The organism is Pseudomonas sp. PICF6 (assembly GCF_009831705.1).
Classification (GTDB): Bacteria; Pseudomonadota; Gammaproteobacteria; order Pseudomonadales; family Pseudomonadaceae; genus Aquipseudomonas; species Aquipseudomonas rhizophila.
On the sequence record NZ_WUUD01000011.1, the window covers coordinates 28342 to 41952 of the forward strand.

The window sequence follows — 13611 nt, forward strand, 5'->3', positions numbered from 1 at the left end:
ACAGCGTCGCCAGGAGATTCTCGATGCGGCCATGCGCATTGTGGTGCGCGATGGTGTGCGGGCGGTGCGCCACCGCGCCGTGGCCGCCGAGGCGGGTGTGCCGCTGTCGGCCACGACTTATTATTTCAAGGACATCGATGACCTGTTGACCGATACCTTCGCCCAGTACGTGGAGCGCAGCGCGGCGTTCATGGCCAAGTTGTGGACCAACAATGAAGGCCTGCTGCGGGAGATGGTTGCCTACGGAGACGGCAGCGCCGAATCCCGCTCGCAGCTGGCGGACGACATCGCCCGGATGACTGCCGACTACGTGCAGCATCAATTGCACAGCCGGCGCGAATACCTGATGGCGGAACAGGCTTTTCGTCAGGAAGCGCTGCTCAACCCGCGGCTGGCGGAGCTGGTGCGCTCTCACCAGCAGATCCTGTTGCACGGCACTTGTCAGTTTTTCCAGGTTTTGGGCTCGCGTGAACCCCAGCAGGATGCCAAAGTGTTGACGGCGATTATCGGACGGATGGAATATCAAGGCTTGCTCAATGGCGCCGAGCCGGTAGCGGCAGAAGAAATGCTCGGCATCCTGACCCGCTACATGCATCTGGTATTGGCGTCGGTTTAGTTTTTCAGGAGCACCACATGTGGCGAGGGAGCTTGCTCCCGCTGGGCTGCGTAGCGGCCCCTTTTGTGAGCGCTGCGCACTCAAGCGGGAGCAAGCTCCCTCGCCACAAAGGCTCCTCACAAAGACTAGGCGTCGTATGCCATAGGGAGTTCAAATGAAAGCCTGGCGTGCCGTTGTAATGGCCGTGTCGTTGCTGCTGCTCAGTGGCTGCCTGGTGTCCTTCAAGGCGCCGCTGCCCGACAGCGAAGCCGCGCCCCAAGGGCTGGTCGGCCACTGGACCAGTACCAACGCCTGGGGCGAGCCGCTCAACCTGGAGTTGGATGAAGTGGGGCCGCGCCGGTATCAAGCCGTCACCTACTTCAGGGCCAGGCCGCTGGAGCGCGAAGCCATCCCGGTGACCGTCTCCCGTCACGGCAGCCGTTGGTATCTGTCGGCCAAGGTGCCGGCCCGCTATGGAGGGCATTTCGTGATCGCCGGTTTTGAACTGACCGACAAGCAGGAACTGGTGATCTACAACCTGGATATGGATCAGATCAACCAGGCCATCAGCCAGAAGATCCTCAGTGGCCAGCCGAACCAGAGCGAAGAAGGTGACGGCGTGCTGGTGGACAGCGACATGGGGACGGTTTTCCGTTACCTCGACGACCCGGCCAACTCCGATGTGTTCTCGGAGGCCGTGCGCTACCAGCGGCTGGTCAAATCCCAATAATTGCAACAAGCGGACGTTTTTTCACAGGAGTTCCGGGTGGACGATTACCAGCAGACGATACGCACCTTGTCCGATCGCATTGTGCTGGCGCAAACGCCGATTCGCATTCTCGACGCAGTAAAGTGGGACGAAAGCATCCGCAAGGGTTTCCTCAAGGCCAAGGGCAAGGAAATGCCCGCCGTGGACCGCGACTATTACCTCAACCGGCCCCTGTCGTTCGATTCCAGCAAAGTGAAGCTGGAATTCCAGAACATCGAACGCGACATCACCCGTCAACTCGGGCAGTTCAACCCGGTCGGCCAGATCATGCGTCGCATGTGCAAGGAATACCGCATGGTGGTGCGCATGCTCGAAGCACGCGGCACCGAGGATTTCGGGCTGATCTCCCAGGAGTTGTATGGCGCCGCCTCCGATGCGTTCCACGCCGGCGACCCGACCCTGGCTGACCTGGGCTTGATGCTGTCCGATTACCTGAACAACATTGATGGCCGTGGCGACCTGAAGGACGAGCCGAAGATTCTGACCGCCCAGGACGCTGTCAGCCTGCTGCAGCATCGGCTCAACCGGGTTTTTGGTGAGGCCGAGGAAACCATCCGGGTGTTCGAGTCCGACGGGATCGTGGCCGATGCGGCGGCTGGCGCCGATTACATCAAGATTCGCACCGATGCGATGTTCAACGACCGTGACGTTCGGGCCCTGGAAGTCCATGAAGGTCTGGTGCACGTCGGCACCACCCTCAATGGCCTGAATCAGCCGATCTGCACCTTCCTGTCCAAGGGGCCACCCTCGTCCACGGTGACCCAGGAAGGCCTGGCGATTCTGATGGAGATCATCACCTTCGCCTCTTACCCAAGTCGCCTGCGCAAGCTGACCAATCGCACCCGGGCCATTCACATGGTGGAGGAGGGGGCGGACTTTCTGCAGATATACGAGTTCTTCCGTGAGCAGGGCTTTGAGATGGGCGAAAGCTACGGCAACGCCAGCCGGGTTTTCCGTGGTTCGGTGCCGACGGGTCTGCCATTCACCAAAGACTTGTCCTACCTCAAGGGCTTCATCATGGTTTACAACTACATTCAGCTGGCCGTACGCAAAGGCAAGCTGGAGCAGGTGCCGCTGTTGTTCTGCGGTAAAACCACCCTTGAAGACATGCGCACGATGCGCCAACTCGTGGACGAAGGCCTGGTCGTGCCGCCCAAATACCTGCCGGAACAGTTCCGCGACATGAACGCGCTGTCGGCCTGGATGTGTTTCTCCAACTTCCTCAACCACCTGAGCCTGGACCGGATCGAAGCGGATTATTCCAATATCCTCTGAATACAATGTGGTTGAAAATGTGGGAGCGAGCCTGCTCGCGATTGCGATGTTCCAGTCAACATTGATGTTGACCGTTCTACCGCAATCGCGAGCAGGCTCGCTCCCACAGGGGACGGTGTTTCATTTATTTTTTGCGAGGTTTCACCGGATGCGAACCCTCGGCATCTTATGCCTGCTGCTGACCCTGAGCGGTTGCAGTTCCCTGCTGTTCTACCCCGAACGCGGCCTGCCTTTTACCCCGGAACGGGCCAAGCTCGACTACCGCGACGTCACCCTGACCACCGCCGACGGTATCAGGCTCCACGGCTGGTGGCTGCCGGTCAAACAAGGGGTGGAGGTCAAGGGCACGGTACTGCACTTGCACGGCAACGGTGGCAACCTGGCCTGGCATCTGGGGGGGAGCTGGTGGTTGCCCGAGCAGGGTTACCAGGTATTGATGGTGGATTACCGCGGTTACGGCCGGTCCGAAGGCGAGCCGAGCCTGCCGGCGATCTATCAGGACATCGACGCGGCGTTCAAATGGCTCGACCAGGCGCCACAGGTTCAAGGCAAGCCTCTGGTGCTGCTCGGCCAGAGCCTGGGCGGCGCGCTGGCGGTGCATTACCTGGCCGATCATCCCGAGCGTCAGCCGCAACTCAAGGCCCTGGTGCTCGATGGCGTGCCCGCCAGTTATCGCGACGTAGGGCGTTTCGCCCTGAGTACTTCATGGCTGACCTGGGCATTGCAGGTGCCGCTGTCCTGGCTGGTGCCCGACGGTGACAGTGCAATCGGTTCGGTGGCGCAATTGAAGGGCGTACCGAAATTGATCTACCACAGCCTCGATGACCCGATCGTGCCTCTTTCCAACGGCATCCGTCTGTATCAAGCTGCGCCGCCGCCCCGGGTCCTGCAACTGACTCGCGGTGGGCATGTGCAGACATTCGCCGACCCGGTCTGGCGAACGGTGATGCTGCGCTATCTCGACGACCCCTGGCACTTCGACGGCCTGCGTCGCCTGGGCGAGATCCCGAATTATCCGAAATCATCCGTTGAATCTTCAGAGAGCCCGCAATGAGCGAAGAACGTAACGCCATCCCCCTGATCATCACCGGTATCTGCAGCATCCTCGGCACCGTCGCGGTGCTCTGGTACTACGGCTACCTGCACTTCGCCAAGCCCGAGGATGCGTTGCTGCTCAACGAGTTCACCATGCTCAAGACCGTGCCGGGCGAAGACTACAAAGTCGCCCTGGAGCCGGCTCCGCAAGTTGCCCAGTGCATCGATGGCGTACTGGTGCTGTTCGACACCGAACAGAAAGGCCTGACCGGCGTGCTGATCAATGAGAAGAAGCGTGCGGTGCGCTGCATGGGGCAGGAGACGCCGCAGAAGCTCGAGCCATAACCCAGCCATAATTCCCCTGTGGGAGCGAGCCTGCTCGCGATAGCGGTGGACCAGTCGCAACTGCATTGACTGACCCACCGCTATCGCGAGCAGGCTCGCTCCCACAAGGGAAATGTGTTGGCCATGAAAAAGCCCCGCCTGATCACGTCAGGCGGGGCTTTTGCTTGCAGTCAGCCGATCAGTTGGCGCTCATGGTCGAGCGCGGGGCGACTGGCTGGTTGTCGTTGGAGATGGTCACCTCGACCCGACGGTTCATGGCACGGCCCGAGACGCTGGTGTTGTCCGCCACCGGGAATTCCTTGCCGTAACCTTGGGTCACGATGCGGGATTGGTTTACGCCCATTTTTACCAGCTCGCGTTGTACGGAAGCGGCGCGGCGCTCGGACAGCGACTGGTTGTAGGAGTCCGAACCGGTGCTGTCGGTGTAGCCTTCGATGATCACCTTACGGTCGGGGTTTTCCTGGAGGAACTGGGCCAGTTTATTCACGTTGACCAGGCCGCTGGAGCGCAGCTCGGACTTGTTGGTGGCGAACAGCACGTCACCGAAGGTCACCAGCGTGCCGCGTTCGGTTTGCTTGGCGTTGAGGCTGTCTTGCAGTTGCTTGATCTGCGCGTTACGGGCCTCGAGCAGTGCGCGGGCGCGTTCATCACCGGCGTTTTTCAGCTCGGCTTCAGCGGTGCGCAGGGCGATGGTCTGCTTGGCCACCTCCACGCGCTGGTTGGTCAGATAGGCCAACTGGTCGACCTTGGCTTCATCTTCCTTGTCCATGTAAGCCTTGTCGGCTTTGGCCAGGAAGTCGGCGGCGTCCTTGGTTTCCAGAGCTGCAACCTTGGTCGCCGCCGGGTCAGCCTGCAGACCGTTGTAGTTGGTACGGGCCTGTTCCAGATTAGCGTTCGGATCTGTGGAACACGCGGCCAGCGAGACGCAGGCGGCCAGCAGGGCGGGGATCATCAAATGTTTGTGCATCATAGTCTGTCGTCCTTTTATCAATGAGAAGTACGTCGCGGCGTGAACGGCTTACTGAAGCTTGTTCATGCCTTCCTGACGCAGTTCCTGAACCCCTTTCTGGGAGTCCTTGAGAGCCTGTTCGGCCTTGGCGGCCTGGGCCTTGCGCTCAGCGACGCGGGCGTCCCACTCGGCCTGTTCGGCCAGACGCTTGGCTTCTTCGTAGTTCTTGTCGTGCATCGCGATCTCGGCCTGCTTGAGCTTGTCCTGGGCCGACTTCATTTCCACGGCGGCGAATTCGGTACCGCCGGCGCTGACGGCGCTGTTGACCGCCGATTGGGTCACCGCGTACTGCTCCGAGGGCGGGTTGCCGGCGCAACCGGCGAGGATGAAGCTGCTACCGATAGCCAGGGCAGCCAACTTCAGGCCGCGCAGGCCAGTGGATGAGGGTTTGGCAGTGCAGGTATTCATAGGCTTCAACTCCATTGGAAAACTCCTGAAAAAACTACAGATCCATGCTGGGACCGAAGCCGGGACGTCTGTTTCGGCGCTGGCGCCGGGGCGCGTTTATTTAAACGACCGTTCCAGTATGGTTACTCGGTGTGACCTGAGGCGTTTTTCAAAAGTTCAGCGAGGATGGCCAATCGCCAAAAGTTTTGCTGACTGATTGGTCAGCGCCAGAAAAGCTGAACTTTCAAGGCGCGTAGCGGTATTCCCGGCGTAGGAGGCGTGCGTTTTTGTGGGGAGCGCATGTAGGAACTGGCGAAGGCTGGGGCTGCGTTCGGACGATCTTTTGATCTGTCGTCTGGGAAAGATCGCAGCCCCGCTCCTAAAGAAAATTAGTGCTTGGACTTGTCGTTCTGCGAGGAGAGTTGATGCAGATGACGCCGCGACAGAGCGAGAAAACGCGGGGTCGGGCCGACGTCTTCGTAGAGCGGGTCACCCTCTTCATCGGTGGCCACCACTTGCGAGCCCTTGATGTAAGGGAAGCTGGCTTCCAGTTCTTCCAGCGCCGCCCCGATCAATTCGCCGAGAAGTTCCTCGGGTTGGCGCTTGGGGTACATCTCGCAGATCGCCGCCAGTCGTGCGGCGGCCTCCACGTCCAGGTGAATAGTGTAGCCGGTCTGGGTCAGGCAACCCTTGGCGTTTTCTTCCCAGTGTTGGGCGAGCTCACGGATTTTCATGATGGCCTCAATAGCCCGCGGATGGCAGGCGCGCAGAGTGACAAGCCGTTGTGTGGCTTACTGTTAAGACTAGCTTTGTCCGACAAGGTTTAATGTCCCCTCGTCGCTTGTCATAAACGTCTTGCGTCGGCACTCTCTGTAAAACGTCTAACCCAAGAGCTGTCCGGACCTTTTGCTGGAGAACTGCTGATGACCGATATCGATGCACGCTTGCGCGAGGATGTTCACCTGCTCGGCGAGCTGCTGGGCAACACCATCCGCGAACAGTACGGGGACAGGTTTCTCGACAAGATCGAGCAGATCCGCAAGGGTGCCAAGGCCGATCGACGCGGCTCCATGGACGCCGAACTGAGCGCCAGCCTCAATCAGTTGGGCGAGGACGAACTGCTGCCGGTGGCGCGGGCGTTCAATCAGTTCCTCAACCTGGCCAACATCGCCGAGCAGTATCAACTTATCCACCGACGCGAAGAGTCCAAACCGGCACCGTTCGAGGCGCGGGTGTTGCCCGAACTGCTTGCTCGATTGCGGGCCGAGGGCCATGGCGCCGAGTCCCTGGCGCGGCAATTGGGACGGCTGGAAATCGAGCTGGTGCTCACCGCCCACCCCACGGAAGTGGCCCGGCGCACGCTGATCCAGAAATACGATGCCATCGCCGCGCAACTGGCGGCCCAGGACCACCGCGATCTCACCAGCGCCGAACGTGCGCAAATCCACGAGCGTCTGCAACGGCTGATCGCCGAAGCCTGGCACACCGAAGAAATACGCCGCACCCGGCCGACCCCGGTGGACGAGGCCAAGTGGGGCTTTGCGGTGATCGAACATTCGCTGTGGCAAGCCATTCCCAATTACCTGCGCAAGGCCGATCAGGCCCTGCATGCCGCCACCGGCTTGCGCCTGCCGCTGGAGGCTGCACCGATCCGCTTTGCCTCGTGGATGGGCGGCGACCGGGATGGCAACCCCAATGTCACCGCTGCGGTAACCCGCGAAGTGCTGTTGCTGGCGCGGTGGATGGCGGCGGATCTGTACCTGCGCGACGTTGACCACCTGGCGGCTGAGCTGTCCATGCAAAAAGCCAGCGAGGCTTTGCGCGCCCAGGCCGGTGATAGCGCTGAACCCTACCGTGCCGTGCTCAAGCAATTGCGTGAACGCCTGCGCGCCACGCGCAATTGGGCGCACGCGTCCCTGAAAGTCACTACCCCAGCCTCTGCCGATGTGTTGCAGAACAACCGCGAACTGCTGGACCCGCTGGAGCTTTGCTACCAGTCCCTGCACGAGTGCGGCATGGGCGTGATCGCCGACGGGCCGCTGCTCGACTGCTTGCGCCGGGCGGTGACGTTCGGGTTGTTCCTGGTGCGCCTCGATGTGCGCCAGGACTCCACGCGCCACAGCGCAGCCATGACTGAAATCACTGACTACCTGGGCCTGGGCCGCTATGAGGACTGGAGCGAGGAGCAGCGCATCAGCTTTCTGCTGGAGGAGCTGAACAACCGGCGTCCGCTTTTGCCCGCTCATTTCAAACCGTCGGCCGATACGGCGGAAGTCCTGGCCACGTGCCGGGAAGTGGCGGCGGCGCCGGCGGCGTCCCTGGGCTCGTACGTGATCTCGATGGCGGGCGCCGCTTCCGATGTGCTCGCGGTGCAGCTCTTGTTGAAAGAGGCCGGCGTGTTGCGACCCATGCGGGTGGTGCCGCTGTTCGAGACCCTGGCCGACCTGGACAACGCCGGGCCGGTGATCGAGCAATTGTTGCTGCTGCCGGGCTATCGCTCGCGGCTGCAAGGGCCTCAGGAGGTGATGATCGGCTATTCCGATTCGGCCAAGGATGCCGGCACGACAGCGGCGGCCTGGGCACAGTATCGAGCCCAGGAACGGCTGGTGGACATTTGTCGCGAACAGCAAGTCGAACTGCTGTTGTTCCATGGCCGCGGAGGCACTGTGGGGCGTGGCGGCGGTCCGGCTCACGCGGCGATTCTGTCGCAACCGCCGGGTTCGGTGGCCGGGCGGTTCCGTACCACTGAGCAGGGTGAAATGATTCGTTTCAAATTTGGCCTGCCGGACATCGCCGAACAGAATCTCAATCTGTACCTCGCCGCCGTGCTGGAAGCGACGCTGCTGCCACCGCCTCCGCCCACTCCTCAGTGGCGTCATCTGATGGATGAACTGGCGGCCGACGGGGTCAAGGCTTACCGCGCCGTGGTGCGGGAAAATCCGCAATTCGTCGAGTATTTCCGCCAGTCCACACCGGAGCAGGAACTGGGCCGTCTGCCGCTGGGCAGCCGGCCGGCCAAGCGCCGGGCCGGAGGCATCGAAAGCCTGCGGGCGATCCCGTGGATCTTCGGCTGGACCCAGACGCGCCTGATGCTGCCGGCCTGGCTCGGTTGGGAGACCGCCCTGGGCAAGGCGCTGGAGCGCGGCGAGGGCGAGTTGCTGGGGCAGATGCGCGAGCAATGGCCGTTTTTCCGCACCCGCATCGACATGCTGGAGATGGTGCTGGCCAAGGCCGACGCGGACATCGCGCGCTCCTACGATGAGCGTTTGGTCGAACCTGGGTTGCTACCGTTGGGCGAGCATTTACGCGACCTATTGTCGCAGGCGTGCGCGGTGGTCCTGGGGTTGACCGGTCAGTCGCAGCTACTGGCACATAGCCCTGACACCCTGGAATTCATTCGCCTGCGCAACACCTACCTCGACCCGTTGCACCTGTTGCAGGCTGAACTGCTTGCCCGTTCGCGGCAGCAGGACGTTGCCCAGGGCAGCCCCGTGGAACAGGCGCTTCTGGTGTCTGTGGCGGGGATTGCCGCCGGTTTGCGTAACACCGGCTAAGGTTAAGCGGCGTACCGAAACGGCCCGCCCGGTATCCCCCGGGCGGAGGCCGGGTGGGCAGGGAGGAGGTCGGTCGGGCGACAGTTTGTTGTCCGGTTGCGACGATCGCCACCTCCTCCCAAGGTCGCGTCAGGCGCGGGTTCCTTCGACTTTCGGCGGCTTGTGTGGGTCGGGCCTGCTGTGTATCTTGATCAGCCTTTGGCCGTTTGGGCGGTCACGATCCTGTTTTCCGAGATTGGCCCCACGAGGCGAATCCGAGCGTTTACATAAAAAATTGAGGAGCACATCGATGCGCGTCATTCTGCTGGGAGCTCCCGGGGCCGGTAAAGGTACTCAGGCAAAGTTCATCACCGAAAAATTCGGTATCCCGCAAATCTCCACTGGCGACATGCTGCGTGCCGCGGTCAAGGCCGGCACCGAGCTGGGCGTCAAGGCCAAGAGCATCATGGATGCCGGCGGCCTGGTGTCGGATGACCTGATCATCGCGCTGGTCCAGGATCGCATCGCTCAAGCCGATTGCGCCAACGGCTTCCTGTTCGACGGTTTCCCGCGCACCATTCCGCAGGCCGAAGCCTTGGTTACGGCTGGCGTGGAGCTGGATCACGTTGTCGAAATCGCCGTCGACGACGAGGAGATCGTTCAACGCATTGCCGGTCGTCGTGTCCATGAGCCGTCCGGCCGTGTCTACCACACCGTCTATAACCCGCCGAAACTCGCCGGCAAGGACGACATCACCGGTGAAGCACTGGTGCAGCGCAAGGACGACACCGAAGAAACCGTGCGCCATCGCCTGTCGGTCTACCATTCCCAGACCAAGCCGCTGGTGGAGTTCTACCAGAAGCTGTCCGCCAAGACCCAGGGCAAGCCCAAGTACAGCTACATCGCGGGCGTTGGTTCGGTTGAAGCGATCACCGGCAAGGTGCTTGAAGCACTGAGCTGAAAAGTCTGCTGTGCAGCAAATAACAACGGCCCGCTTGCGGGCCGTAGTTGTTTATACTGGCGCACTTTTCCCCATCTGATTTACGGACACACCGATGAGCACCTTGCTGGCCCTGGATACCGCGACTGAAGCTTGCTCCGTTGCCTTGCTGCACGACGGCAAGGTCACGAGCCATTACGAGGTGATCCCGCGCTTGCACGCCCAGAAGCTGCTGCCGATGATCCAGCAATTGCTCAGCGATGCAGGGACCACCTTGCAGGCGGTGGATGCGATTGCCTTTGGTCGTGGGCCGGGAGCGTTCACTGGCGTGCGCATTGCCGTCGGCGTGGTGCAGGGCCTGGCGTTTGCCCTGGAGCGGCCGGTGTTGCCGGTGTCCAACCTGGCGGTACTCGCCCAGCGCGCCTTGCGTGAACAGGGCGTCAGCCAAGTCGCGGCTGCCATCGATGCGCGCATGGATGAGGTGTATTGGGGCTGCTACCGCGAGTCCGAGGGTGAGATGCGCCTGGTGGGCGCCGAAGCGGTGCTCCCCCCCGAAGCGGCGGCGTTGCCTGCCAACGCCAGCGGCGACTGGTTCGGCGCCGGTACCGGTTGGGGCTACGGCGAGCGGATTGCCGTCCCCCTCAGCGGCCAGGACGCCTCGATGCTGCCCCATGCCGAAGACCTGCTGACCCTGGCCCGCTTCGCCTGGGAGCGCGGCGAAGCCATTCCGGCCGACGATGCACAACCGGTGTACTTACGGGACAAGGTTGCAACACCCAAATCCGAACGGTAGACCCAGGCGTTGTGAGAGCAAAGCTTGCTCGCGATACGGGGGCCCCGGTTCTCCGGCGGACCGCGTCATCTTCATCGCGGGCAAGCCTTGCTCCTACAAAGTCATTTGCTCCCCCAAAAGTCACGCCCAATATTACCAGTCGTCATTTTTTCGAGCCGGTTTTAAACCTTTTTGACTTTATGTGCTCTAGTTATCACTTGCGCATTTGCGCGGCTGTGAAAGTGCCGCTAAATTGCCATCATTGATACCGAGCATTCTGTTATGCGTATAGACGGCGTTTCATCCCAGTCCTACCCCATCAAACGCAGGCCTCGTGCAGGCAAAGTTGCTGCGGATGAGTCCTTCGATGACATCGATGGCGAACTGGAATTTCCGTCCGAAGAGCAGTTGGCCGCTCGCGCTGCCAAAGCCTCGGCGCAACGCCTGAGCAATCTTCCGGCCCGTCAGCAAGACATGCTGTATCACCGCGCCATGAGCCGCAGTGTATCCGCGGCCCTGGCCAGCTACCTGAGCACTGCCGGTTTCGTTGACTGGGATATGGAAGTGCTGGGACTCGACCTCTACATCTGATGGGGTTGCCTTACTACCTGGGCTGCCCGTCCTGGAGCGAAAACGCCTGGCGCGATTATCTTTATCCGCAAGACGCCAAAAGCTCCGATTTCCTGAAACTCTATTCTCAAGTGTTCAATGCCGTGGAAGGCAATACGACCTTCTACGCCAGCCCCTCTGCGGCCATCGTTCAGCGCTGGGCGCAGACCATGCCCGAGCAGTTTCGCTTCACCGCCAAGTTGCCCGGTGACATCAGCCACAATGGCGATTTGCGTGAGCACCTGACGGCCATCGAAACCTTCGTGCAATTGCTCAGCCCCCTGGGCGAACGGGTTTCACCGTTCTGGTTGCAGCTATCCAAGGCCTTTACCCCGAATCGCTTGCCGGAGCTGGCGGGCTTCATCGATGCCTTTGAGCGACCCTTGGCCGTGGAGGTCCGTCACGGTGACTTCTTTGCCAAGGGCGATGCAGAACGACAGCTCAACCGCCTGCTCCTTGATCGCGGGGTAGAACGCATCTGTCTGGATCCCCGGGCATTGTTCAGTTGCACCTCGACCGATCCTGCCGTGCTCCATGCTCAATCGAAGAAACCGCGCGTACCGCCCCGGCCGACCGCGTTCACCGACTGCCCGCAGGTGCGTTTCATCGGCCATCCAGTGCTGGAGGCCAACGAACCGTTCCTGACCCCCTGGGTGGAAAAAATCGCCGGGTGGATCGAAGAGGGGCGCACGCCTTATATCTTTCTGCACACCGCCGACAACGTGCTGGCGGCCAAACTCGCGCAACACTTTCATCGCCGATTGATGAGCCGTTTGCCTGGCTTGCCGGCCCTGCCTGAGCTATACAGAGAGCCCGCCGCCGAGCAACTGGGTTTGCTCTGAGGCAAAATTTCTCTGCCCAGGAGTGATTTCCATGGATGCGCAAACCCGTCGAGCCCAGGCCTTCAAAGCCTTGCATGAACGCGAAGGCGCGTTCGTCATTCCCAACCCGTGGGACGCCGGTTCGGCAAAGATGCTTGCCAGTCTCGGCTTCGAGGCCCTGGCCACCACCAGTGCCGGTTACGCTTTTTCCCTGGGACGGCCCGATGGTGCGGCGGGGCTGGATGACACCCTGGCCAATGTCCGGGCGATTGTGGCGGCCACTGACCTGCCAGTGGCGGTCGATCTGGAGAACGGCTTCGCCGATGCCCCCGAGGCGTGCGCCAGCAGCCTGATCCGCGCGGCGCAGGCCGGCGCGGTGGGTGGCTCGATCGAAGATGCCACAGGGCGCGAAGACAGCCCGATCTATGGCTTCGAGCATGCCGTGGCGCGGGTTAAAGCTGCGGCTGACGCGGTGCGCAGTCTGCCGTATCCCTTTGTGCTGACCGCCCGGGCGGAGAATTTTCTGCATGGCAAGCCCGACCTGGATGACACCATTGCCCGCCTGAAGGCGTTCGCCGATGCCGGTGCCGACGTGCTGTATGCCCCAGGCTTGAGCTCGGCCGAGCAGGTGCTGGCGGTGGTCCGGGCGGTGGCGCCGAAACCGGTGAATGTGTTGATGTCCGGGGCGCTGGACCTGACGGTTGCGCAGCTGAGCGAGATGGGCGTCAAGCGCATCAGTGTCGGGTCCGCGCTGGCCCTGGCGGCGTATGGCGAGTTTTTCCGCGCCGCCGAGGAAATCCGCGAACAGGGCTCGTTCACCTTCACCCGTCGTTCGATGCCCTTCAACCAGGCCAACCAACTATTCAAGGGTTGAGGCCCGAGGCATTGTCGTGCGGGTTTTGAAAGGTTTTACGCTATTGGTGCTGGTTGTTGGCGTCGCAGTGCTGGGGGTATGGCGCGGTTGGCTGTCGATGCCGCCACAATGGAATCCCTGGGCGCCCCTGGACGTCAATGCGCCGCCGAACCTGCTGACCCGTTACAAACTCATGGCCCTGCGCAACGATCCGCAGTTATGCGACCAGGCGCTCGCGACCTCGGGGCTGCGGGCCACCCGCCAGGCCGACAGCAGTCCCCAGGCCAGTTGCCCGCTGAGCAATGTGCTGAGGGTGCAGGGCGGCGAGGTGGCGTTGAGCAGCAGCTTCCTGGCCAGTTGCCCGCTGGCGGTGGCGTTCGCCTTGTTTGAACGTCACGCGCTGCAGCCGGCGGCGCTGGCGACCTATGGGCAGGAAGTGGTGCAGGTCGATCATCTGGGCAGTTTCGCCTGTCGCAATATGTACGGTCGGGAGAGCGGGGCGCGCAGCCAGCATGCCACGGCCAGTGCGCTGGATATCGCCGGGTTTCGCCTGGCGGACGGCCGTCGCGTGAACGTGCTCAAGGACTGGCCGAAGGACAACACCCACGCCCAATTCCTGCGCCAGGTGCGCGACGGTGCCTGTGACGTGTTCAATGTGGTCTTGAGTC

At 61.8% G+C, this 13611-nt stretch carries 15 protein-coding genes; 12 read left to right on the forward strand and 3 right to left on the reverse strand.

The genetic code is table 11. From position 1 onward, the window contains the following. The 5 genes from GSM73_RS03845 to GSM73_RS03865 form a co-directional block, all read left to right on the forward strand. On the forward strand, window positions 1-616 hold a 616-nt coding region (locus tag GSM73_RS03845), incomplete at its 5' end, for a TetR family transcriptional regulator (RefSeq protein ID WP_160891743.1). A 154-nt stretch (window positions 617-770) separates the two neighbouring features. Continuing rightward, a complete protein-coding gene (locus tag GSM73_RS03850) occupies window positions 771-1325 on the forward strand; it encodes a hypothetical protein (RefSeq protein WP_160891632.1) in 555 nt (184 codons plus the stop codon). Window positions 1326-1361: 36 nt separating this feature from the next. Continuing rightward, on the forward strand, window positions 1362-2639 hold the full coding sequence (locus GSM73_RS03855; RefSeq protein WP_047227529.1) for a flavohemoglobin expression-modulating QEGLA motif protein: 1278 nt from the start codon (window positions 1362-1364) through the stop codon (window positions 2637-2639). Window positions 2640-2787: 148 nt separating this feature from the next. After that, the gene (locus GSM73_RS03860) at window positions 2788-3693 is read left to right on the forward strand and encodes an alpha/beta hydrolase (RefSeq protein ID WP_160891634.1); all 906 of its coding nucleotides are present in this window, start codon (window positions 2788-2790) and stop codon (window positions 3691-3693) included. Beyond that, on the forward strand, window positions 3690-4019 hold the full coding sequence (locus GSM73_RS03865; protein ID WP_047227531.1) for a hypothetical protein: 330 nt from the start codon (window positions 3690-3692) through the stop codon (window positions 4017-4019). The genes GSM73_RS03860 and GSM73_RS03865 overlap by 4 nt, the downstream gene beginning before the upstream one ends. 178 nt (window positions 4020-4197) lie before the next feature. On the opposite strand, the gene GSM73_RS03870 is transcribed toward GSM73_RS03865, so the two are convergent. From GSM73_RS03870 to GSM73_RS03880, 3 genes are all read right to left on the reverse strand, one after another. Beyond that, window positions 4198-4986 (reverse strand): OmpA family protein, encoded by a 789-nt coding sequence (locus GSM73_RS03870; RefSeq protein WP_160891745.1) that lies wholly within the window; start codon window positions 4984-4986, stop codon window positions 4198-4200. A gap of 51 nt (window positions 4987-5037) precedes the next feature. Beyond that, the gene (locus tag GSM73_RS03875) at window positions 5038-5451 is read right to left on the reverse strand and encodes a DUF4398 domain-containing protein (RefSeq protein WP_047227532.1); all 414 of its coding nucleotides are present in this window, start codon (window positions 5449-5451) and stop codon (window positions 5038-5040) included. 353 nt (window positions 5452-5804) lie between these two features. Beyond that, a complete protein-coding gene (locus GSM73_RS03880) occupies window positions 5805-6149 on the reverse strand; it encodes a hypothetical protein (protein ID WP_047227533.1) in 345 nt (114 codons plus the stop codon). Window positions 6150-6338: 189 nt separating this feature from the next. On the opposite strand from GSM73_RS03880, the gene ppc reads away from it, so the two are divergent. The 7 genes from ppc to GSM73_RS03915 form a co-directional block, all read left to right on the forward strand. Next, window positions 6339-8969, forward strand: a complete 2631-nt coding sequence (gene ppc, locus GSM73_RS03885) for a phosphoenolpyruvate carboxylase (RefSeq protein WP_047227534.1) — start codon at window positions 6339-6341, stop codon at window positions 8967-8969. A gap of 289 nt (window positions 8970-9258) precedes the next feature. After that, a complete protein-coding gene (gene adk, locus GSM73_RS03890) occupies window positions 9259-9909 on the forward strand; it encodes an adenylate kinase (protein ID WP_047227535.1) in 651 nt (216 codons plus the stop codon). Between the two features lie 94 nt (window positions 9910-10003). Beyond that, entirely contained in the window at window positions 10004-10681 is a 678-nt protein-coding gene (gene tsaB / locus GSM73_RS03895; RefSeq protein ID WP_047227536.1) for a tRNA (adenosine(37)-N6)-threonylcarbamoyltransferase complex dimerization subunit type 1 TsaB, read from the forward strand. 261 nt (window positions 10682-10942) lie between these two features. Next, entirely contained in the window at window positions 10943-11251 is a 309-nt protein-coding gene (locus tag GSM73_RS03900; protein WP_047227537.1) for a hypothetical protein, read from the forward strand. Continuing rightward, window positions 11251-12111, forward strand: a complete 861-nt coding sequence (locus GSM73_RS03905; protein ID WP_160891636.1) for a DUF72 domain-containing protein — start codon at window positions 11251-11253, stop codon at window positions 12109-12111. Before GSM73_RS03900 ends, GSM73_RS03905 begins: the two co-directional genes overlap by 1 nt. Window positions 12112-12142: 31 nt before the next feature. Next, window positions 12143-12964, forward strand: coding sequence for an oxaloacetate decarboxylase (locus GSM73_RS03910; RefSeq protein ID WP_160891638.1), 822 nt, complete (start codon window positions 12143-12145; stop codon window positions 12962-12964). A gap of 16 nt (window positions 12965-12980) precedes the next feature. Beyond that, the coding region (locus tag GSM73_RS03915; protein WP_160891747.1) for an extensin family protein at window positions 12981-13611 on the forward strand (631 nt) is incomplete at its 3' end.

Excerpts from the sequence above, each read along its gene's own strand:
- GSM73_RS03850 (WP_160891632.1), top strand. The coding sequence starts at position 771 with ATGAAAGCCTGGCGTGCCGTTGTAATGGCCGTGTCGTTGCTGCTGCTC.
- GSM73_RS03860 (WP_160891634.1), top strand. The coding sequence starts at position 2,788 with ATGCGAACCCTCGGCATCTTATGCCTGCTGCTGACCCTGAGCGGTTGC.
- GSM73_RS03865 (WP_047227531.1), top strand. The coding sequence starts at position 3,690 with ATGAGCGAAGAACGTAACGCCATCCCCCTGATCATCACCGGTATCTGC.
- GSM73_RS03870 (WP_160891745.1), bottom strand. The coding sequence starts at position 4,986 with ATGCACAAACATTTGATGATCCCCGCCCTGCTGGCCGCCTGCGTCTCG.
- GSM73_RS03875 (WP_047227532.1), bottom strand. The coding sequence starts at position 5,451 with ATGGAGTTGAAGCCTATGAATACCTGCACTGCCAAACCCTCATCCACT.
- GSM73_RS03880 (WP_047227533.1), bottom strand. The coding sequence starts at position 6,149 with ATGAAAATCCGTGAGCTCGCCCAACACTGGGAAGAAAACGCCAAGGGT.
- ppc (WP_047227534.1), top strand. The coding sequence starts at position 6,339 with ATGACCGATATCGATGCACGCTTGCGCGAGGATGTTCACCTGCTCGGC.
- adk (WP_047227535.1), top strand. The coding sequence starts at position 9,259 with ATGCGCGTCATTCTGCTGGGAGCTCCCGGGGCCGGTAAAGGTACTCAG.
- tsaB (WP_047227536.1), top strand. The coding sequence starts at position 10,004 with ATGAGCACCTTGCTGGCCCTGGATACCGCGACTGAAGCTTGCTCCGTT.
- GSM73_RS03900 (WP_047227537.1), top strand. The coding sequence starts at position 10,943 with ATGCGTATAGACGGCGTTTCATCCCAGTCCTACCCCATCAAACGCAGG.
- GSM73_RS03905 (WP_160891636.1), top strand. The coding sequence starts at position 11,251 with ATGGGGTTGCCTTACTACCTGGGCTGCCCGTCCTGGAGCGAAAACGCC.
- GSM73_RS03910 (WP_160891638.1), top strand. The coding sequence starts at position 12,143 with ATGGATGCGCAAACCCGTCGAGCCCAGGCCTTCAAAGCCTTGCATGAA.